Annotated in this window: 20 protein-coding genes; 10 read left to right on the top strand and 10 right to left on the bottom strand. The window is 59.6% G+C overall.

Annotated features, from left to right (window positions below; genetic code table 11):
• Positions 1 to 65 precede the first annotated feature (65 nt).
• Positions 66 to 548: a copper chaperone PCu(A)C gene (locus AAID99_RS05395; RefSeq protein WP_188426371.1), complete on the bottom strand. Its 483-nt coding sequence runs from the start codon at positions 546 to 548 to the stop codon at positions 66 to 68.
• 74 nt (positions 549 to 622) lie between these two features.
• Here AAID99_RS05395 and nrdR point away from each other — a divergent pair, with 74 nt between their 5' ends.
• From nrdR to thiL, 3 genes are read left to right on the top strand one after another with little or no spacing between them, the layout of a single operon-like run.
• Positions 623 to 1,135 (top strand): transcriptional regulator NrdR, encoded by a 513-nt coding sequence (gene nrdR / locus AAID99_RS05390; protein ID WP_188426372.1) that lies wholly within the window; start codon positions 623 to 625, stop codon positions 1,133 to 1,135.
• Complete coding sequence (gene nusB / locus AAID99_RS05385; protein WP_188426373.1) at positions 1,132 to 1,644, top strand: transcription antitermination factor NusB; 513 nt, start codon at positions 1,132 to 1,134, stop codon at positions 1,642 to 1,644. The genes nrdR and nusB overlap by 4 nt, the downstream gene beginning before the upstream one ends.
• A gap of 1 nt (position 1,645) precedes the next feature.
• Complete coding sequence (gene thiL, locus AAID99_RS05380) at positions 1,646 to 2,590, top strand: thiamine-phosphate kinase (RefSeq protein ID WP_188426374.1); 945 nt, start codon at positions 1,646 to 1,648, stop codon at positions 2,588 to 2,590.
• Positions 2,591 to 2,652: 62 nt separating this feature from the next.
• Here thiL and AAID99_RS05375 read toward each other — a convergent pair whose 3' ends face one another.
• Positions 2,653 to 3,717 carry a hypothetical protein gene (locus tag AAID99_RS05375; protein WP_229719781.1) on the bottom strand — a complete coding sequence of 355 codons (1,065 nt, stop codon included), beginning with the start codon at positions 3,715 to 3,717 and terminating at the stop codon, positions 2,653 to 2,655.
• Positions 3,718 to 4,042: 325 nt separating this feature from the next.
• On the opposite strand from AAID99_RS05375, the gene AAID99_RS05370 reads away from it, so the two are divergent.
• The 6 genes from AAID99_RS05370 to AAID99_RS05345 all read left to right on the top strand — a co-directional run bounded on the left by AAID99_RS05370 (position 4,043) and on the right by AAID99_RS05345 (position 10,933).
• On the top strand, positions 4,043 to 4,849 hold the full coding sequence (locus AAID99_RS05370) for an SDR family NAD(P)-dependent oxidoreductase (RefSeq protein ID WP_188426375.1): 807 nt from the start codon (positions 4,043 to 4,045) through the stop codon (positions 4,847 to 4,849).
• Between the two features lie 126 nt (positions 4,850 to 4,975).
• Positions 4,976 to 5,950 (top strand): glucokinase, encoded by a 975-nt coding sequence (gene glk / locus AAID99_RS05365; RefSeq protein ID WP_188426548.1) that lies wholly within the window; start codon positions 4,976 to 4,978, stop codon positions 5,948 to 5,950.
• Between the two features lie 310 nt (positions 5,951 to 6,260).
• Positions 6,261 to 7,607 carry a dicarboxylate/amino acid:cation symporter gene (locus AAID99_RS05360; protein WP_498493358.1) on the top strand — a complete coding sequence of 449 codons (1,347 nt, stop codon included), beginning with the start codon at positions 6,261 to 6,263 and terminating at the stop codon, positions 7,605 to 7,607.
• Between the two features lie 18 nt (positions 7,608 to 7,625).
• Entirely contained in the window at positions 7,626 to 9,152 is a 1,527-nt protein-coding gene (locus AAID99_RS05355) for an alginate export family protein (RefSeq protein WP_188426377.1), read from the top strand.
• A 107-nt stretch (positions 9,153 to 9,259) separates the two neighbouring features.
• A complete protein-coding gene (locus AAID99_RS05350) occupies positions 9,260 to 10,603 on the top strand; it encodes an acyclic terpene utilization AtuA family protein (RefSeq protein ID WP_188426378.1) in 1,344 nt (447 codons plus the stop codon).
• A gap of 3 nt (positions 10,604 to 10,606) precedes the next feature.
• Positions 10,607 to 10,933, top strand: coding sequence for an AtuA-related protein (locus tag AAID99_RS05345; RefSeq protein ID WP_188426379.1), 327 nt, complete (start codon positions 10,607 to 10,609; stop codon positions 10,931 to 10,933).
• Between the two features lie 5 nt (positions 10,934 to 10,938).
• Here the strand turns inward: AAID99_RS05345 and AAID99_RS05340 are convergent, their stop codons facing one another.
• From AAID99_RS05340 to AAID99_RS05330, 3 genes are read right to left on the bottom strand one after another with little or no spacing between them, the layout of a single operon-like run.
• Entirely contained in the window at positions 10,939 to 11,340 is a 402-nt protein-coding gene (locus tag AAID99_RS05340) for a DUF934 domain-containing protein (RefSeq protein WP_188426380.1), read from the bottom strand.
• Positions 11,327 to 12,997: a nitrite/sulfite reductase gene (locus AAID99_RS05335; protein WP_188426381.1), complete on the bottom strand. Its 1,671-nt coding sequence runs from the start codon at positions 12,995 to 12,997 to the stop codon at positions 11,327 to 11,329. The genes AAID99_RS05340 and AAID99_RS05335 overlap by 14 nt, the downstream gene beginning before the upstream one ends.
• Positions 12,994 to 13,311 (bottom strand): DUF2849 domain-containing protein, encoded by a 318-nt coding sequence (locus AAID99_RS05330; RefSeq protein WP_188426382.1) that lies wholly within the window; start codon positions 13,309 to 13,311, stop codon positions 12,994 to 12,996. Before AAID99_RS05330 ends, AAID99_RS05335 begins: the two co-directional genes overlap by 4 nt.
• Positions 13,312 to 13,510: 199 nt before the next feature.
• On the opposite strand from AAID99_RS05330, the gene AAID99_RS05325 reads away from it, so the two are divergent.
• Complete coding sequence (locus tag AAID99_RS05325) at positions 13,511 to 14,005, top strand: flavin reductase family protein (RefSeq protein ID WP_188426383.1); 495 nt, start codon at positions 13,511 to 13,513, stop codon at positions 14,003 to 14,005.
• A 23-nt stretch (positions 14,006 to 14,028) separates the two neighbouring features.
• Here the strand turns inward: AAID99_RS05325 and mtnK are convergent, their stop codons facing one another.
• From mtnK to AAID99_RS05300, 5 genes are all read right to left on the bottom strand, one after another.
• The gene (mtnK, locus tag AAID99_RS05320; protein WP_498493357.1) at positions 14,029 to 15,222 is read right to left on the bottom strand and encodes an S-methyl-5-thioribose kinase; all 1,194 of its coding nucleotides are present in this window, start codon (positions 15,220 to 15,222) and stop codon (positions 14,029 to 14,031) included.
• On the bottom strand, positions 15,219 to 15,923 hold the full coding sequence (locus AAID99_RS05315) for a hypothetical protein (protein ID WP_498493356.1): 705 nt from the start codon (positions 15,921 to 15,923) through the stop codon (positions 15,219 to 15,221). The genes mtnK and AAID99_RS05315 overlap by 4 nt, the downstream gene beginning before the upstream one ends.
• A complete protein-coding gene (locus tag AAID99_RS05310; protein WP_188426386.1) occupies positions 15,920 to 16,900 on the bottom strand; it encodes an aldo/keto reductase in 981 nt (326 codons plus the stop codon). The genes AAID99_RS05315 and AAID99_RS05310 overlap by 4 nt, the downstream gene beginning before the upstream one ends.
• Positions 16,901 to 16,987: 87 nt before the next feature.
• The gene (locus AAID99_RS05305) at positions 16,988 to 17,869 is read right to left on the bottom strand and encodes an endonuclease/exonuclease/phosphatase family protein (protein ID WP_498493355.1); all 882 of its coding nucleotides are present in this window, start codon (positions 17,867 to 17,869) and stop codon (positions 16,988 to 16,990) included.
• The gene (locus tag AAID99_RS05300) at positions 17,838 to 18,512 is read right to left on the bottom strand and encodes a carbonic anhydrase (RefSeq protein ID WP_188426388.1); all 675 of its coding nucleotides are present in this window, start codon (positions 18,510 to 18,512) and stop codon (positions 17,838 to 17,840) included. Before AAID99_RS05300 ends, AAID99_RS05305 begins: the two co-directional genes overlap by 32 nt.
• Positions 18,513 to 18,543 lie beyond the last annotated feature (31 nt).

The raw sequence follows: 18,543 nt of genomic DNA, 5'->3' as shown, positions 1-18,543 counted from the left end.
AGAGCGGGCACGCATTCTCGTATTCCCCATTACAATAGCGTTTCTGCCGAGACGGCATCGCAAGGCTAATCGTGAAGCTTGAAATTGGCCGTGGTGGTGGAGCCGCCGAGATATTTGAAGGTCAGGGGGACAGTGTCACCGATTTTGACCGTGTCCGGAAAATTTCGACAGATCAGGTGATAGCCACCTTCGGGAAACACCATGGTCATGTCACCCGGTATCGTGAAATGCGAGAACAGGCTTGCCGTATGGCTCGTGACTTCCTGCTCGCTGTGGAACGCTTCGATATCGGTGCAATCGGGCGACGTAACGCCAGAGATCAGATGAGCCTCGTGGCCCTTGTTGACGATTGTGAAATAGGCGGCGGCCAGACCGGGGTAATGCGGGGCACGCCGTATCCAGCCATCTATCGTGATGTCGCGATTGGCGTTTTTCTGCCCCGGAAGACTATTATCGTCCGTCTGTGCGCATGCTCCAGACGGGGCAAACGCCGCACCCGTCATGCAAACTGTCACGAGCGTTGCCAGAATAGCTTGCACTCTTTTCACCGATACGCTCCTTTCTGCCCCCGGTCCGTCAGGCCGGGTTCGTGCCATCATCTGCCCATCAGGGGGAAACTCTCATGAATTGTCCGTTCTGCGGCCATGAAGATACGCAGGTCAAGGATAGTCGTTCGACTGATGATGGCGCGGCAATCCGTCGTCGTCGTGTTTGTGCCGGCTGCGCACAGCGATTCACGACAATCGAACGGGTACAGCTGCGTGAACTCGTGGTGACAAAGATGGATGGGCGCCGCGTTCCCTTCGATCGGGACAAGCTGGCACGCTCGATCCGCATCGCGCTGCGCAAGCGCCCGGTCGAGGAAGAGCGGCAGGAGCGCATCGTGAACGGGCTGGTTCGCCAGCTCGAAGCATCGGGCGAGGCCGAAATTTCTTCGTCACGCATCGGCGAATTGGCAATGGATGCATTGCACAGTATCGACGGTGTCGCTTATGTGCGCTTTGCAAGTGTGTATCGTGATTTTCGCGAAGTAGAGGCTTTCTCGAAGCTCCTGACGGATATGCGTCCCGGCGAGGAGGGAGGGCTGCTGCCTGCTCCCGGTGAGCGTGAGAAAGACAAGGAAACAGGACAATGACCGACCAAGCCCAGACCAAGAACCCGCCCAAGCGTTCGCGCACCGTTGCCCGCGTTGCGGCCGTTCAGGCGCTGTTCCAGTGCGAGCAGGGTGGCGAGAATGCCGAGACGGTCATCAATCAGTTCCAGCGCCATCGTCTGGGGTCGAGCCAGGAAGACGGTTTTGAAGAGGGCTATGTGCCCGATGCCGATTTTCGCCTGTTCGGCCTGATCGTCAAGGGCGCGACCCTCGCTCAGGATCGTATCGACGAGGCTCTTGTTGGTGCGCTTCCGGCAAATTGGCCGCTTGCCCGTCTTGACCCCGTGCTGCGGGCTCTGCTGCGCGCAGCTCTGTGGGAGATGGGTGAGGACACACCGGCGCGCGTCGTGATCAATGAGTATCTTGATGTCGCCCATGGTTTCTTTGCAGGTGACGAGGCCCGTCTGGTGAATGGCGTTCTCGACGCTATCAGCAAGAACGGCAACGCCCCAAAAGAGACCGCCGCCCGGAACGAGCCTGACGCTGGCTGAAATGAGCGGCGGCGAGTTCGACTTCATCGAGCGTTTCTTCAAGCCGCTTGCGGGTGAGGGCGCGCTCGGGCTGAGTAACGATGCAGCCCTTTATGATGTGCCGTCAGACAGGCAGCTCATTCTCTCGACCGATACGCTGGTCGAGGCCGTGCATTTTCTGCCGGACGATCCGGCCGAGACGATCAGCCGCAAATTGCTGCGTGTCAGCCTGTCAGACTGCGCGGCGATGGGGGCCGTCCCGAAGGCCTATCTGCTCAATATCAGCCGTCCTGCATCCTTTGACGATTTGTGGTTTGCAAGTTTCAGCACCGGGCTTGCGCTCGATCAGGCCCGGTACGGCGTGCATCTGCTGGGCGGCGATACGACCAGTACACGCGGGCCGCTCGTGCTCGGTCTGACCATTCTCGGCGAGGTGGCGCGTGGCAGATCTGTCAGCCGGGCTGGCGCGGTGGCAGGAGACGATCTCTGGGTGACGGGGACGATCGGTGATGCAGCGCTCGGGTTGCAGGCTCTTCTTGGCGAGCTACCCGACCCGGATGAGTTCCTGACGGGGCGATATCGTCTGCCACAGCCGCGTGTCGGCTTCCCGCTGGGGGATTTTGCCAGTTCAGGCATGGATGTGTCTGACGGGCTGATTCAGGATGCCGGACATCTGGCGCATGAGAGCGGCGTTGCTATTGAGATCAATGCCGAGACCGTTCCCCTCTCGGCGCAGGCCCGCGCGGCGGGTCCTGCCTGGTTCGAGACCTGTCTGACCGGAGGCGATGATTATGAGCTCCTGTTTACAGCGTCCTCGCCACAAGCCGGGCTGATTGAGGAAGCGGGGAGGGCGAGGGGTATCCCGGTGACGCGTATTGGCCGCGTCACGCCCGGTCGAGGCGTGCGTCTGCTCGACGGCGCATATCGCGAGGTCAAGCTGTCACGCCAGGGATGGCAGCATTTCTGAACATTAAAAAAGGCCGCTCCGAAAGGGGCGGCCTTTTTTCTTTTCGAGAGACGACCTTCTTCTCAGGGCGTCGTCTGATCAATCTCTTTTTCGTAGATACGATGGATCTTGTTTGGTTCTGGCACCAGACGCTTGACCAGATTCAGCATCGGCGTGTTGGTGTCGAGGATCCATCCCAGTTCAACCGACTTGTAGGGAAGCGTTGCCCGACGACGGATCAGTTCGTCGATTGCGAGAGACGGCATGAGTGCCCCGAGCAAGGTACCGCGCACCTTATGGGACACGCCAAGCAAGATGACGCGTGCTGATTCGAAGCGATGCGAGAGCAGACGGACGCCGAGCTTTGCCCAGTTGAGGGGGCTTGGCGCGCCATCAATATCGCGCACAATGTCGAAGATATTGGGCACCATCAGCGCCATGGCAGCGGGCTCGCCAGCATGGTCGATCTGCACATAGTGCTCGGGACGCAGAACGAGCTTGAGCTGTTCAATCAGCCCCGTCATTTCGTAAGACTGAAGGGGCACGAAATTATAGGTGCCTGCCCAGGCATCGTTATAGAGTGAACGCAGAACCTCGCCCTGAGCCGTGATCTGCTTTTTCGAGAGATGCGACACCGTCACATCGCCCAGCTTGCCCTGGCCGGGTTTGAGCGCGCCCGGGACGATATGCTTGTCGTCGAGATCGTCTGTGAGGTCGAGCTTAAAGGTGAGCAGATCACGCCCTGTCTCGAAACCATGGGCCTCGATGAGGCTTTGCAATTCAGGCGGGTGCCAGGGGGTGCCAATCATCGGCGCTTCGGTTTGACCTTCGATCATCAGGCCGGATTCACCATGATAGCCAAGGGTCACGGGGCCACGCATACGGGCCATGCCCTGATCACTCAGCCAGAGCTCTGCCGCATCCAGCAGCGCGTTGACGATGGATTTTTCGGGTAGGGCATCGAATGCGCCGAACCAGCCGATTTTCTCATCCCAGGCTTCAAGCGCCTTGCCATCCACAACGGCAGAGATGCGGCCAACAGCCACGCCATTGCGCCATGCCATGAAATAACGAACCGAGGCATGGCGGAAGATGCCATTGCGCTTGGGATCGAGCAGATCATTCTGTTCCATGTCGAGCGGTGGCATGTAACCCGCGCACTCCTTATAGAGGAGGCGAGGGAGCCGGATGAAAAGCTTGAGTTCCTTGCGAGAGATAACCGGCCTTACGGTTATGTCGGAAGCAGAATGCGCAGGGTCAGCAGCGGGAAGCCCGGCGGGATTCATGCTGTCCTGCTCAGCCTCTCGCGGCCTGGCGACGGAGCGGGGAGTGACCACTCGGTCAGCGACAGGGTGGTCGGAGACGATCTGGCGGGAATCTGCTGCGTCCGGCAAGGTAAACTCTCTATTGCGATAGGCCGGTTGGACCTCAAGGCTTGACCGGAACACACCTTAATTGACGAAAGCGCGCTGAATGTCACGTCCAGAACGATTTGCAAAGGGACAGTTTGCACCCGATCATGCCCTTATCACCGGGGCGTCGGGCGGTCTGGGCCGGGCGCTGGCCCTTCATTACGCCCGGACGGGAACCCACCTCACGCTCTGGGGGCGCAACAGGCAGCGTCTCGAGGCCGTTGCATCAGCCTGCAGTCAGCGGGGTAGTACGGTCACCTGTCACGTTCTTGCTCTGGATGACCTCGATGCCGGAATTACCCAGTTCAGACAGGATGATGCCCGCAAGCCTGTCGACCTGCTCGTTCTGAACGCCGGTGTTTCCGATATCCGGCCTGAGGGCGCGTTGACCGAAACGCTTGAGGCGGTGAAAGAGGCCGCGCTCATCAATTATGCTTCCCCGGTCACACTGGCGACCGAGGCCGCCTCGGTCATGGCACCCAGGAAGAAGGGCCGTATCGTGATGATAGGGTCTGTCGCAGCGCATCACGATCTGCCTTTTGCCTCGGCTTATAGCAGCTCCAAAGCCGGTCTTGGGCGCTTTGCTACCTGCCTCCATGCTGCCATGGCGCCTCACAAGGTGGGCGTGACACTGATCGAACCCGGCTACATTGATACCGCGATGAGCCGCAGGCTGGATGGTGCGAGGCCCTTTTTGGTAACGGCCGAAAAGGCAGCGGCCCTCATTGCAGACGCAGCAGCACGGAAAAAGGCCGTGTTGATCTTCCCCCGGCTCTTCAGCCTTCTCAAGCTGGTCTCGATTCTGGTGCCCCGGCCGATTGCTCATCGCCTCCTGCGTCTGGCGCGCGTCAAACAGAAAGCGCTCTGACCGGAAATCATGGTGCCGGGAGTTGACGCAGGCTGGATTGCCTGCGACTGCTTGCCGCAAGAAACGCCTGATCGTCAGCCGGGGCTGGGTCGTATTCAGGCATCTCCTCGCGCAATGGAGCTAGTGATGCAGGATATTGTCACCGTCGATATTGGAGGCACGAACGCGCGTTTTGCGATCGCCAAGGTCGATCAGGGGCGTGTTGTCGAGCTTGGCGAGGCGACTACTCTCCGCACGGCAGATCATGCGAGCCTTGCCCTCGCCTGGGAGGCCTTTGGTCGAACGATTAATCGCGAATTGCCGCGTTATGCCGGTATCGCCATCGCCTGTCCGATTCAGGGCGAGACGCTGAAGATGACCAATAATCCCTGGATCATCCAGCCTGCAATGCTGGCAGAGCGTCTGCATCTCGAAGATTTCACCCTCGTCAATGACTTCGGTGCGGTCGGTCATGCCGTGGCCCAGATCGATGATCAGTATCTCGAGCATCTCTGTGGTCCTGATCGCCCTCTGCCGACCGAAGGGACGACCACCATTGTCGGGCCGGGTACGGGCCTTGGCGCTGCGTGTCTTCTGCGTCGCAAGGGGCAGTATTTCGTTATCGAGACCGAGGGCGGACATATCGACTTTGCCCCGCTCGACGAGTTTGAAGACAAGATCCTGCGCGCTTTGCGCCGTCGTTTCCGCCGTGTTTCGGCTGAGCGCATCGTCTCTGGCCCCGGCCTGACCAATCTCTACGAAATCATCGCCGAGATGCAGGGCCTGCCCATCACCATGCGCGACAACAAGGCGTTGTGGGAAATGGCCATGGAAGGCCGTGATTCGATGGCAGCTGCCGCCCTCGAGCGCTTCTTCCTGTCGCTTGGCGCTGTTGCTGGCGATCTCGCTCTTGCCCATCGTGCACAGGGCGTCGTGATTGCCGGTGGTCTCGGCCTGCGTGTCGCTGACAAGCTGCCGCATTCGGGCTTTGCCGAGCGCTTTGTCGCAAAGGGCCGGTTCGAAAGCATGATGGGGGATATGCCCGTCAAGATCATCACCCATCCGCAGCCGGGTCTCTTCGGCGCTGCTGCTGCCTTTGCCTCGGATCATCCCGAACTCTGAGACGTAACGCGGCAAGAAGGCACTTAACCGCGAGAGAGCGGTAGGGCGTTTTCGCTTCGCTCTCTTAAGTATGGCAGTAGTCATGCAAAGAAATATAAGCGGTTCCCCGTTGAAAGGCCCGGCCTCTGGTCGGGCCTTTTTCGTTGGTCGCTCTTTGGAAAGAACTATCGTTACTTTCCATCAGGAGCGCTTGCCTGTCGTCAAGAAAATGTGCTTTTGCGTCCTGACAGTCTTTGCTTATACCAAAAATAATTACAATAATGTAACCTGAGCGCGGCATTTCAGGCGTGATCGGACATAGAGGCCAGACATGAAAATCGTTCCGACCACAGAAGGGCATGAGCCCGTTCAGGCAGAGGCCAAACGCAAGCCGTTCTATAAGCATACCTATTTTCAGGTTCTGTTCGCAATCGTCGTCGGCTCCCTGATCGGCCATTTTGCCCCCGAAACTGGGCAGGCGCTTCGCCCGTTCGGTGATGGCTTCATCCGCCTGGTGAAGATGATCATCCCGCCGGTGATCTTCCTGACGATCGTGACCGGGATTGCTGGCATGCGCGATCTGCGCGCTGTTGCGCGTGTGGCAGGGAAGACCTTTGGCTATTTCCTGTTCTTTTCCACGCTTGCTCTCATCGTTGGGCTGATCACTGCCAATGTCATCCGGCCTGGGGCGGGCATTCATGCCAAGATTGGCGCTGCTGGCGACTACAGCGCCAGTGTCGCAGGCTATATCGGCAAGGCACATGAGAGCAGCATTACCGAGTTCGTGCTGAACATCATCCCCGATACGTTTGTCTCGGCGCTGACGACAGGCAATATCCTGCAGGCCTTGTTCGTCGCCATTCTGACGGGGGTCGGTCTCGCCCTGATGGGCGAGCGTGGCGCGCGTGTTTATGACGTGCTTGAAGAAATTTCGGCGGTTGCGTTTCGTATCGTCGCCATTCTGATGAAGGCGGCCCCGATCGGCGCTTTCGGTGCCATGGCGTTTACTGTTGGCAAATATGGCGCAAGCAGCCTTGCCGATCTCGCCACACTGGTCGTCACCTTCTACCTGACTGCCATCATCTTTGTTGTGGTCATTCTGGGCCTTGTCGGTCGTCTGGCCGGGTTCTCCATCCTACGTCTGATCGCCTATCTCCGCGCCGAGCTGCTGCTGGTTCTGGGCACGTCATCCTCCGAGAGCGCGCTGCCGAGCCTCATGGCCAAGATGGAACAGGCTGGCTGCCCCAAGAGCATTGTCGGACTGGTCGTTCCGATGGGCTATTCGTTCAATCTCGATGGTACGAATATCTACATGACCCTTGCGGCGCTTTTCATCGCGCAGGCTTACGACATTCATCTCAGCTTCGGGCAACAGATCCTGCTGCTTGGCATGGCGATGCTTTCATCAAAGGGCGCAGCCGGTGTGACGGGGGCAGGTTTCATCACTCTGGCTGCCACGCTCTCGATTTTGCCGACCATACCGGTTGCCGGTATCGCGCTCATTCTGGGTGTCGATCGCTTCATGAGCGAATGCCGCAGCCTGACAAACTTCATCGGCAATGCCGTGGCGGCGATTGTCGTGGCGCGATGGGAGGGCGTACTCAATCGCAAGCAACTGGCCCAGGCTCTTGGCGGTCACGCCTCTGGCCTAGCGGCCCCACCTGTCATTCCCGAGTGAGAAACAGGGGCTGAGCCCATGGCAAATCATTATTCGCCTTTCACGCGCCTCCGGCTTCTCGGAGCGGCGACGACCGCTCTTTGCCTGTGGGGCGGGCTATCTTCTGCATTCGCGCAGCAAGGGCATAACCCTGCGCCAGATCCTGCGTCGCAGACGCGCGCGCCTGCTGAACCCGCCGTCAGTACCTATCCTGCGCCCGCAGCGGGCGATGGACTGACGACATCGGGTTATAATCTCTCACGCTGGGCCGAAGACTGGACGAAGATGCGCGACGCAAAGAACCGTCGTGATTTTCTGGATCGTCTGAAGTTCATCCCACTCAACAAGAAGCAGAATATCTATCTGACCTTTTCAGGTGAAATGCGCCTGCGCCTGAACCAGACGAGCAATCCCAATCTGAAGAAAGGGCCTGCCCAGCGTCAGGATATCATGCGCCTTGTCGGCGGTGCTGATCTGCATATCACACGCTATTTCCGCGCATTCGGCGAGCTTGCGCATGGCGGTGTCTCGGGGCCGAATATCGGTGTTCCTGCGGCTAGCATGCGCAACAAACTGCTGCTTCAGCAATATTTCGCCGAAGCTGATGCGCCGTTGCCTGATCTCAATGCAGGGGTGCGGTACGGTCGTCAGGAATTTACGGATGGCGCCAATCTCATGACTTCGCAGCGTGACAATAATACGCTGCGCTTCGTCCTGAACGGCACGCGGTTCTGGCTGCGGGGCAAGAAGCTTCGTGGTGATTTTTTCGATTTTCACTATACGCTGCTCGGGCGGGGGGGCGCGCGGGACGATGTGATCGATCGGGGGATACGCTTCTCCGGAGGTACGGCAGGGATCGTGATCCCCACAAGCTTCATGGGCAAATCCAAACTGTTTCTGGACCCATTTGTCTGGCGTCTTCGCAATCGGCGTGCCGTATGGGGGAGTGGCCCTGCGAGGGAAGACCGTCTGTATTACGGCATGCGTCTGTGGGGCGATGTCGATCGTCTGACTGTCGACTGGGTCGCGAATTACCAGGGTGGCCATTATGACGGTCGGCGCATCGAGGCATTTCAGGTGTTTCTCGCCCAGACCTATCGGCTAGGGTCATCGCGCACGGCACCGCGTATCGGTCTGCATGGCGACTACGCCAGTGGTGGCGGGGCGTTCGGCAAGGGAACGTTGCGCAACGCCCTCGCTCCCTTTGGTAACAATATCTACTACAGCTATCAGCTCTTTCTGACGCCGACCAATCTGATCGCCCTGGCGCCAAATATCACGGTCTCGCCCATCGAGAGTCTGCGTCTGACCGTCGAGCACCAGTTTGCTTGGCGGGCAAGCCTGACAGATGCTGTCTATCGTGCCAATGGCACGGCATTTTCCGGCACGCAAAAGACCCATGCGCGTCGTGTCGCGCAGGCCACCCGTGTGCAGGGTGTCTGGACCTGGACACCGCGATTGAGCTTCACCGGGCGATATGAGCATCTTCAGGCTGGCCCGGCACTGACGCGTGCTGGCTATACCAGCTCCGATTTTGTGGCGGGCTGGGCGAATTATCGCTTCTGAAAGGTACCTCGCCAGAGTTTGAATGCGCCAAAGGGCCTCCCTGACCGTTGACCTCAGGAAACGCCGTTATCAAGACGGCTGGTTTCCAAGCCTCGGAAAGAAGGTGCATGAAAAAGATTGTAAAAATCGCGGCAGGAGCGGGGTTTTCATCCGATCGCATCCTGCCGGCGCAGGATCTCGCAGAGCGCGCAGACATCCATTATCTCGTTTTCGAATGTCTGGCCGAGCGCACCATCGCGCTTGCCCAGCGTGAAAAGCAGAGCCATCCCGAACTTGGCTATAATGAGTGGCTGGAAGACAGGATGCTGGCCTGTCTTGCGCCTTGCCATCGGCGCGGCATTACCATCATCACCAATATGGGGGCGGCAAACCCGCAAGCGGCGGGAGCAAAGATCGCCGAGGTCGCACGGCGACTGGGTTTGCGCGGTCTGAAGATCGCCGTCGTTACAGGTGATGATGTTCTGGACGCGTGCAAAGCGGTCGATTACCCGCTGATGGAACGCAGTGCGACGCTCTCTTCACTGGGAGCGACAATCGTCTCGGCCAATGCCTATACCGGCTCCGAGGCTGTGGTGGCAGCGCTGCGCATGGGGGCCGATGTGATCGTGACCGGACGTATCGCCGACCCGTCGCTCTTTCTGGCGCCTCTGATTCACGAATTCGACTGGGACCCGGAAGACTGGGATCTGATCGGCAAGGGTATCCATATGGGGCATCTGCTCGAATGCAGTGCCCATGCAACCGGCGGATATTTTGCCGATCCGGGTTTCAAGGACGTGCCTGACCCGGCCCGCATCGGCTTTCCAATTGCAGAAGTCGAGGCCGATGGCAGTTTCATCGTGACCAAGCTGCCGGGGAGCGGAGGTATGGTGACGCCGCGGACGCTGAAAGAGCAGACGCTCTACGAGGTGCATGATCCGGCCCATTATCCAACAGCCGATTGCGTGGCTGATTTCAGTCAGGTGCAGTTCGAACAGATCGCTGCGGACAGGGTTCGCGTTACCGGGGCGCAGGGTCATCCAAGGCCCGAATGCTTCAAGGTTTCAGTCGGTTATGTCGACAGCTATATCGGCGAGGGGCAGATCGGCTATTGCGGCCCGAATGCTCTCGCAAGAGCGCAACTGGCTCTTGAAATGGTGCGTCAGCGTCTGATCGATGCCGGTGTCGAAGCGACGGAAGACCGTTTTGAGCTGATCGGCGTCAACGCAGTGCGCCGTGGGGTGCGTATCGCCCCTGTTTTCGAGCCGGAGGAGGTTCTCATTCGCGTGGCCTGTCGTACGGCCGACATGCGCATGGCCCGGCGCGTCGGGCATGAGGTCGAGGCGCTCTGGCTCAATGGTCCCGCAGGCGGGGGTGGCGCAAGGCGAAGCGCAAATGAGGTGCTGGCTATCGTCTCGGTCCTGATACCGCGTGAGCTTGTTCGTACCGTCGTCGATTATCTGGAGAGTTGAGCCATGATCCTGCATGACATCGCCCATGCCCGCGCGGGCGACAAGGGCAATATTTCCGACATCTCGGTGATCGCCTATGAGCCCGAAGATTACGAGTTTCTGCGTCTTTATGTGACGTCAGAGCGGGTGAGGGCCCATTTCGGAAGCATGGTGAAGGGACGCGTGGAGCGCTTCGAGGTACCCGCGCTGGCTGCCCTGAAATTCGTTCTGCACGATGCGCTTGAGGGTGGGGTCACGCGTACCCTGAATCTCGACATTCATGGCAAGAGCCTCAGCTCGTCGCTGCTTGCCATGACATTGCCGGATCGACACCGTTCAGATCTGCGCTGAGGAAATCAGCGCAGCCCGAGCCGGGTCTGATAGGTGACGGGAAAGAGCGACAGCGCCTTCAACCAGGGCGTCGTGTCGGCGTCGTCTTCGAGAAGGACACAATCGACACCGCATGTGCGCAGGAATTGCGCCTGATCGGGGATCAGATGGCCTTCAGCGCGTATCTCACCGGCGAAGCCATAATACTCGCGCAACGCACGCGCCTGGGTAAAGCCGCGCCCGTCACGGAAGATCGGGAAGCTGACGATAATCAGGTCGAGATGATCGAGCGCCGTACCAAGCGTCTCGACATCGAATTCCGGTGTCAGGCGAATGGCGCGTGTCGTCTCGGTCATCTCGGCAACCGGTATAATCTCGAGACTCGCCGGGGCCGGATGCCGGGCCGGAGCGAGATCAAACTGTTTCATAGGCTGCTTCCTTGAAGGGGGCGTCGCCGAGACGTGTCAGCGTATCGAGAAACTGCTCACCCTTTTCACGCACACTCAGATAACGATCGACGATGCGGGCGATGGCATCGACCATGTCGTCTTCGGGCAGAGCCGCCCCTAGAATATCGCCGGTGCGGGAGAGTGCGTCATCGCGCCCGCCCAGCGTGATCTGGAAGAATTCCTCGCCGCGCTTGTCGACCCCAAGCAGGCCGATATGCCCGACATGATGATGTCCACAGGCATTGATGCAGCCGGAGATATTGATGCGCAGCTTGCCAATTTCTTCCTGCAGCGCATTATCGCCAAAGCGCGCGCTCAGTTTCTGCGCAATCGGGATCGACCGGGCATTGGCCAGCGCGCAGTAATCAAGGCCGGGGCAGGCGACGATATCGCCAATCAGCTCATGATTTGCGTCACCGAGCCCGATGGCGTTGAGTGCCTGCCACAGCTTCAGCAGGCGATCCTGCGCCACATGGGCCAGAACCACATTCTGAAGATGGGTGATCCGGAGCTCGCCAAACGAAAACTGGTCTGCCAGATCGGCAAGGCGGTCGAGCTGGTCTGAGGTCGCATCGCCAGGAATGCCGCCGGCTGGCTTGATCGATACCGTCACCGCAATGCGACCCGGTGCGAAATGCGGATGGGTATTGCTGCGCACCCAGCGATCAAAGGCAATGTCGTTCTGACGGTCTGCCTTGAGGCGTGATTCGGCATCGGGGGATGCCGTCAGATCAGGTGCTGCGAAACGGGCCTTGATGGCGGCGACCGTCTCGGGGTCGAGGCGATAATGCTCAGGGTTCATCAGCGACAATTCATGCTCGACAGCCTTGCGATAGCCGTCGATGCCGAGCGCCTGAACGAGAATCTTGATGCGCGCCTTGTAGATGTTATCGCGGCGGCCATAGGCGTTGTAGACGCGCAGTGCCGCTTCGAGCGTCATCAGCAGGTCGGCTTCCGGCACGGAGTCGAAAAGCTCATGTCCCACCAGAGGTGTGCGTCCCAGACCACCCCCGACGAAGATGCGAAAGAGCGGTCCGTTTTCGCCCGGGCGCGCAAGAATGCCGATATCATGAAAGCGCGCGGCCACACGGTCATGCGGGCTGCCGGAAATGGCGATCTTGAATTTGCGCGGCAGGAACGTGAATTCGGGATGCAGCGTCGACCACTGGCGCAGGATCTCGGCATGGACGCGCGGGTCCATCAGCTCGTCTGCGGCGGCGCCGGCAAACTGGTCGCAGGTCACGTTGCGTATGCAATTGCCGCTGGTCTGGATGGCATGCATGTCGACATCAGCGAGCTGCCGCAGGATTTCGGGCGTTTCCTCGAGCTTGATCCAGTTGAACTGGATGTTCTGCCTGGTGGTGAAATGGCCGTAATCGCGGTCATAGCGCCGGGCGATATGGGCGAGTTTGCGCATCTGGCGCGAGTCGAGCACACCATAGGGTATGGCGACGCGCAGCATATAGGCGTGAAGCTGAAGATAGAGACCATTCATCAGCCGCAGGGGCTTGAATTCGTCTTCTGTCAGATCGCCGCTGAGGCGACGCTGAACCTGCCCCTCGAATTCGGCAATGCGCGAGGCGAGAAACTCACGATCTGCCGTCTGATACTGGTAGAGTCCGACTGGCGCATTCATGCGTTCAACTCCGTAGCAAATTGCGGATGAACTGTCGGGCCGAAAGCCCTGATCCGCTCCCTGACACTGACCGGTGCGGCTATTGCACCGGGCCTTACCACAACCTCATACACACCCACGACACCATCGTTCTGGGCCGATTTTGTGGCAGCATCGAGTGCCGATTCGTATTCCTCGGGCGAGAGAATGGCAGCATGGGCGATGGAGCGCTGCCAGCTGCCATTGGCATCGCGCCAGACGATCAGCCCATCGAGCAGTCTGTTGGCCGTCAGCACGAGTGCCTCGCCAGCGCCTATGCGTATCGCCCGTTTCATGATCGCTCCCGCCTTGTTTGAGCTTTTCACTGCGTGGTTTATAAACTATCCACGATGATCGTGTGTTTATATCACAGGAAACCGTGGCGGGAGCAAGGCGCTAATCCACGCTCCTGTTCAGGAAATTGCGCTTTCGCCTCTTGCGGCGGGGGAGAATTGCCGCATACCGGACCTGTTAACCCAGCGTGGAGCCGAGACGATGCCTGAACGTCCCCCCTTGTCGAAAGAAATTTTTCGCGATGCCATGGCGCGTCTTGCCAGCGCCGTCACGATCATCACCACGGATGGCGAAAACGGACGCCACGGTTTTACCGCCTCGGCCGTATGCAGTGTCTCGGATGATCCGGCGACCCTTCTGGTCTGCGTCAATCGTACGGCATCGACTCATGCGCATCTGGTGCGCCACGGCTTGCTGGCCATCAATATCCTGACCCACGATCAGGAATCGCTTTCCACCCTGTTCGGAAGCTCGCGCTACGACATGGAGACGCGTTTCGCTGCCGGACGGTGGCGCACCGGCGAGATCGGTATGCCGCTGCTTGAGGGGGCGCTTGTCTCACTTGAATGCCGCATCAGCCTCACGCAGGAAATCGGCACCCATAGTGTGTTCTTTGTCGAACCGCTCTGCGCGGAATTCACCCGTGAGGAAGCTTCCGGTCTGGTCTGGTTCGACCGCGCCTATCGCCGGGCCTGATCCGACGGCAGGCGCATAGCCTGTCAGATCTGATCGAGAAGTGCCTCGATTGTGTCGATCTGGAAGGCTTTCTGGATGAGAGAGCGCCCTGTCAGCAGGCCACGACGACGCGCCTCGATTTCGCTCTCACGGTCTGATCCGGCCTCGTAATCGGCGATCTGTGCAAAGCCGATCGTGCGTCTGATCAGTTCGAGCCCTGCAAAACCGGCGCAATCATGCAGGATCTGCTGGAAGAAGCGTGTCCGTTCGGCGGCGCAGGAGGCGGGTCTGGTCAGTGAGGCCATATCCCCGCGCTGTGCGCCTGCCTCCCAGCGCTCCAGATAGGCGCGCCGGAAACTCGACCAGAGCAGCGCGATTTCATCGCGCATCCAGTCATCATGCTCTGGCTGGGCGTAGGCGTTCATCGCCAGATTGGCAAGAAACATTCCCAGATCGAAGCCTATAGGCCCGTAAAGCGCAAATTCGCCGTCGATCACGCGCACATCATCGCCCGAAATCATAACTGAGCCGGTATGCAGATCGCCATGAAGCAGGGCCTGGCTGCTTGAGAGAAAGCGCTCCTGCATTCGCTCGACGGCTGCGTGAAGCGCGCTGTCTGTCTGGAGTGACTCGACCAGATCGTCGAGTTCGGGGCTGATCCACCGATTGCGAGGGCAGTCGGTGCGATAGGGGTCGGTCAGAACCAGATCGACGGTGATGCGTGTCAGCGCCAGATTGCGGGAAAACAGATCGCGCAGCGCATAGACGTCCTCGAAGGCGAGAGCACGCCATGAGGTGGCATAGCTTGCATGGCCGACAAATTCGCCGATACGCGCGGCAAACCCGGCAGGCGCCACACCGGCGATCAGCGCATTGCGCAGGACATGATGGGTGGAAAGGTTCTCCATCACGATAAGGAAGAGTCCTTCATCGAGATGATAAAGCTCCGGGATCTGATGGCCCACAGCAGGGCTGAGTGCCTGCATCCAGCGTGCCTCGAACAGGGTGCGCTCAAGCGGCATGGCCCAGGCCGGGTCGACGCGGACATAGGGCAGCGATTGCTTGCAGCAGACGCTTCCCGCCGGGCCGGAGACAATGAAGACCGTGTTCAGATTGCCATCACTGACCTCGCGAGCGGTCCAGTCGGCCGCATTGCCGCCGAGCCGGGTTTGTATGGGGGCAAGGGAAGAGAGGTAGTCGATCAGTGTCGAGGCGGTGAGGGGGCGGTAGGCGCTCATGGGGCAAGACGCTCCAGCAGGGCGCGCGTCGTGGGAAGTACGCGCGATGTGAGAGGGGCGATCTCGTGCCAGGGGTGGCACTCGAGCGCGTCATATTCGTCATTGGCGCGGGCGCGCCAGGCGGTCTGTATGGCGGCGAAACCCAGACTGGTCCGGATGGCAAATCCGAGATCGACGACATGGGTGGTGTCGTGCTCGCAGGCGAGAAAAGGCCCGCTGATGCTTACGGCCTCGCCAAGGCCGATTTCCTCTTCCAGTTCCGCGAGAAGCTGCGCTTTCAGATCAATCGTTTTGTCACCGGGCCGCGCCTCGACACTGCCGGCGGGCACCCCTTGCCAGTAGCCGGGCAGATAGAGCGATTTAGGGTTCCGACGACCCAAAACGACACCTTCAGGGCAAATCAGCAGGGCGGTTACGGCCAGTGAGCGCAGGCGCAACTGTGCGGCAAGCTCGGGAGACCGCATCTGGGCGAGAACCCATCGATATTCGCACCAGAACCCTGATAGGGTGTTCTCAGTCAGATCCGAAAGGCAGAAAACACGTCCGTTATACAGCCCGGGGTGTTTCTGCCGCGTCTCCTGCCAGATGGCTTCTATGCCTTGCTCCAGTACCCGATCGCTCACTGTCGGCGGCTCGTGACAGGTGACAGCGATATCGGATGAGAGGGTGGTCAGGGTCCAGTTTTGCGTGATCGGGTTCATGACTGACCTTCATGGGCGGCAAGCAGGGCGTTGAGTTCAGCAAAAAGATCGTCGGAGAATTTGCCCGCGCAGGAGCGGGCGTTGTCCTGCATCTGTGCCACCGATGTAGCGCCTGCGATGATGCTGCCCACGGCCTCGTGCCGGAGCAGCCATCCGAAAGCCAGATCGACCAGACTGACTTCATGGCGCTGCGCGAGGGCCGCGAGTGCATCGAGCAGCTCCCATACCGGGGCGCCTTGATAGCGGTCCTGAAGATAGGTCCAGGCCGCCAGACGCGACCCTGAAGGCGGCGGCGTATCTTTTCGGTATTTCCCTGTGAGCATACCCGAGGCAAGCGGGAAATAGGGAAGCAGCCCGAGACCGAACTGTCTGAGCGCAGGCAGGAGATCGGTCTGTGCCTTGCGGTCGAGAAGGGATAGCTCATCCTGACAGGAGATGATCCCCGCCAACCTGTCACGTCGGGCAATATGGCAGGCATCGACCACCTGCCACGCAGGCAGGTTCGAGACGCCCGCATACCGTATCTTGCCTGCGCGAGTCAGATCATCGAACGCGTGGAGTGTCTCTTCCAGCGGCGTATGCGGATCGGGGCAGTGCAGCTGGTAAAGGTCGATCCAGTCGGTCCGCAGCCGCTTCAGACTCGCTTCGACTGCCCGCATGATGTAGCGGCGTGACGCCCCGGAGGCATGGCCAGACGGATCGGGACCCGAAACCATGCTCATGCCGAATTTCGTCGCAATGACAGCGTTGGTGCGTTTGCCTGCAAGCGCGGCGCCGAGCGCTTCTTCCGACGCTCCGGCATGGGCATCGCGACGTCCATACACATCGGCGACGTCGAAAAATGTTACCCCCAGATCGAGCGCGGCATCTACGAGATGGCAGGACTGGGCCTTGTCGATACGACCGCCCAGATTATTGCAGCCAAGGCCAAGTTCCGACACGATCAGGCCAGACTGCCCGAGAGAGCGATAGCGCACATCAGCCTCCTCAATTTCCGAACCAACTCTAGATCAGGCGAGGCCGCACGCAAAATCTCGCAGCGTCAAGGCTATCGAAAAGCCGGTTCAGGGCAGATCCAGCCGGACAGAAACAGGGCAGTGATCGGACAGGGTCAGACCGGATTCTTCCGGTCGGTAGGTAAGAACGCGCAGACTATCCCTGACGAGCCATTTCCTTGCCGGACCGCCAAGAAGGATATGATCGATAAAGTAATTGCCGCCCTCGCATGGATTGGCAAATCCGCTGGTCACCAGAACCGGGTCGATGCCCTGTATCATGTGCAGATAATAGGGATCATGCACGGTGAGGCGCCGATTGAAATCACCGAGAACGGCATAGGCCTCGCCTTCATCGTCGCGTTCGGTCATCCAGTTGGCGATCAGATCGATCTGTTCACGCAGGATCGGGCAGGCATGTCCATTTTCCTTCCATGTCCTGTCCCAGCATCCCGATTTGAGATGCACGACCAGCAGACGAAGGATTTGTGTCCCATTGGTGATGGTCACATCGAGGCCAGGGCGCAGGGCATGGCCGCCATGCGAGGGAGAGCGGTCGAAGTCACGCAGTTCCTCGTGGGCAACCATTCGCCAGGGCGGATGCAGGACGAGCCCGATATTCTGGGCAATTGGCGCCGTGGTGAGAAGCAGCGTGTCGTCAGGTGAGGGGAAGAGCCGCTTGAGTGCGGCTTCGTCACTGACTTCCTGAACCGCCACGATATCGGCGTTCAGGCGATGGGCAATATCCGAAAGGGCGGCCCAGTCACGGGTGCCACGATGAGGAATATTGGCTGGCAGTTGAGGGGCGGACGCGGGGAGAAGCGTCAGCCAGTCAAGATTCCATGTGGCAATCTTGACGGGGGCCGCTTCCGCCGCATGGGACAGAGCCCATACGGCGAAAAACAGGCAGTAACGAAGCTTAGACGGTGATGCCGAGATCGCCGAGAACATCGCGTACCGTGCGTTCCTTGCGCGACTGTTCATCGATCACGACAACCTGGCCGGTGCCGATGTCATAGAACCAGCCCTGAAGGGCGAGCTCGCCTGCAGCTAGACCACCGACAACGGCAGGATGGGTGCGCAGATGGGCGAGCTGGAGCAGGACGTTCTGCTGTGCGAGTTCGCGCACTGTCTCCGGACCGGCATCTTCTGCCTTGAACGGTCCGAGTGCGGCGCGCGCGGCTTCGGCATTGCGCAGCCAGCGCTGCACTGTCGGCATGGCATCGAATTTCGGATTATTCAGGTCGCACAGGGCACCCATCGCACCGCAATTGGAGTGACCGCAAACGACGATATGCTTCACCTTGAGCACCAGCACGGCATATTCGATGGCCGAGGATACGGCCCCGAGCATTTCGCCATGCGGAGGGACGATATTGCCGACATTGCGCACGATGAACAGGTCACCCGGAGCAGTCTGGGTGATCATGCTCGGGTTGATACGGCTGTCGGAGCAGGTGATGAACAGGGTGGAAGGCGACTGGCCTTCGGCAAGGCTCTCGAAGAGCTCACGGTGCTCTTCGTAAACCTCGTCGTCGAAATGCTGCACGCCCTTGAGCAGGGTGATCAAGCTGTTTTCGATTTCGCTTTTCATCGAGACCTCATCTGAAAAAGGGATGTGGCTT

It is taken from the genome of Asaia sp. Ae19-3, from assembly GCF_059801175.1.
Note: the sequence above shows the minus strand (reverse complement) of the source record. Positions and strands in the feature narration are given on the sequence as shown.

Coding starts and splice junctions, on each gene's coding strand:
- AAID99_RS05315 (WP_498493356.1), bottom strand. CDS start 15,923: ATGAACCCGATCACGCAAAACTGGACCCTGACCACCCTCTCATCCGAT.
- AAID99_RS05300 (WP_188426388.1), bottom strand. CDS start 18,512: ATGAAAAGCGAAATCGAAAACAGCTTGATCACCCTGCTCAAGGGCGTG.
- AAID99_RS05375 (WP_229719781.1), bottom strand. CDS start 3,717: ATGCCACCGCTCGACATGGAACAGAATGATCTGCTCGATCCCAAGCGC.
- AAID99_RS05330 (WP_188426382.1), bottom strand. CDS start 13,311: ATGAAACGGGCGATACGCATAGGCGCTGGCGAGGCACTCGTGCTGACG.
- AAID99_RS05340 (WP_188426380.1), bottom strand. CDS start 11,340: ATGAAACAGTTTGATCTCGCTCCGGCCCGGCATCCGGCCCCGGCGAGT.
- glk (WP_188426548.1), top strand. CDS start 4,976: ATGCAGGATATTGTCACCGTCGATATTGGAGGCACGAACGCGCGTTTT.
- AAID99_RS05345 (WP_188426379.1), top strand. CDS start 10,607: ATGATCCTGCATGACATCGCCCATGCCCGCGCGGGCGACAAGGGCAAT.
- mtnK (WP_498493357.1), bottom strand. CDS start 15,222: ATGAGCGCCTACCGCCCCCTCACCGCCTCGACACTGATCGACTACCTC.
- thiL (WP_188426374.1), top strand. CDS start 1,646: ATGAGCGGCGGCGAGTTCGACTTCATCGAGCGTTTCTTCAAGCCGCTT.
- AAID99_RS05350 (WP_188426378.1), top strand. CDS start 9,260: ATGAAAAAGATTGTAAAAATCGCGGCAGGAGCGGGGTTTTCATCCGAT.
- AAID99_RS05305 (WP_498493355.1), bottom strand. CDS start 17,869: ATGTTCTCGGCGATCTCGGCATCACCGTCTAAGCTTCGTTACTGCCTG.
- AAID99_RS05370 (WP_188426375.1), top strand. CDS start 4,043: ATGTCACGTCCAGAACGATTTGCAAAGGGACAGTTTGCACCCGATCAT.
- AAID99_RS05355 (WP_188426377.1), top strand. CDS start 7,626: ATGGCAAATCATTATTCGCCTTTCACGCGCCTCCGGCTTCTCGGAGCG.
- AAID99_RS05335 (WP_188426381.1), bottom strand. CDS start 12,997: ATGAATGCGCCAGTCGGACTCTACCAGTATCAGACGGCAGATCGTGAG.
- AAID99_RS05360 (WP_498493358.1), top strand. CDS start 6,261: ATGAAAATCGTTCCGACCACAGAAGGGCATGAGCCCGTTCAGGCAGAG.
- nusB (WP_188426373.1), top strand. CDS start 1,132: ATGACCGACCAAGCCCAGACCAAGAACCCGCCCAAGCGTTCGCGCACC.
- AAID99_RS05325 (WP_188426383.1), top strand. CDS start 13,511: ATGCCTGAACGTCCCCCCTTGTCGAAAGAAATTTTTCGCGATGCCATG.
- nrdR (WP_188426372.1), top strand. CDS start 623: ATGAATTGTCCGTTCTGCGGCCATGAAGATACGCAGGTCAAGGATAGT.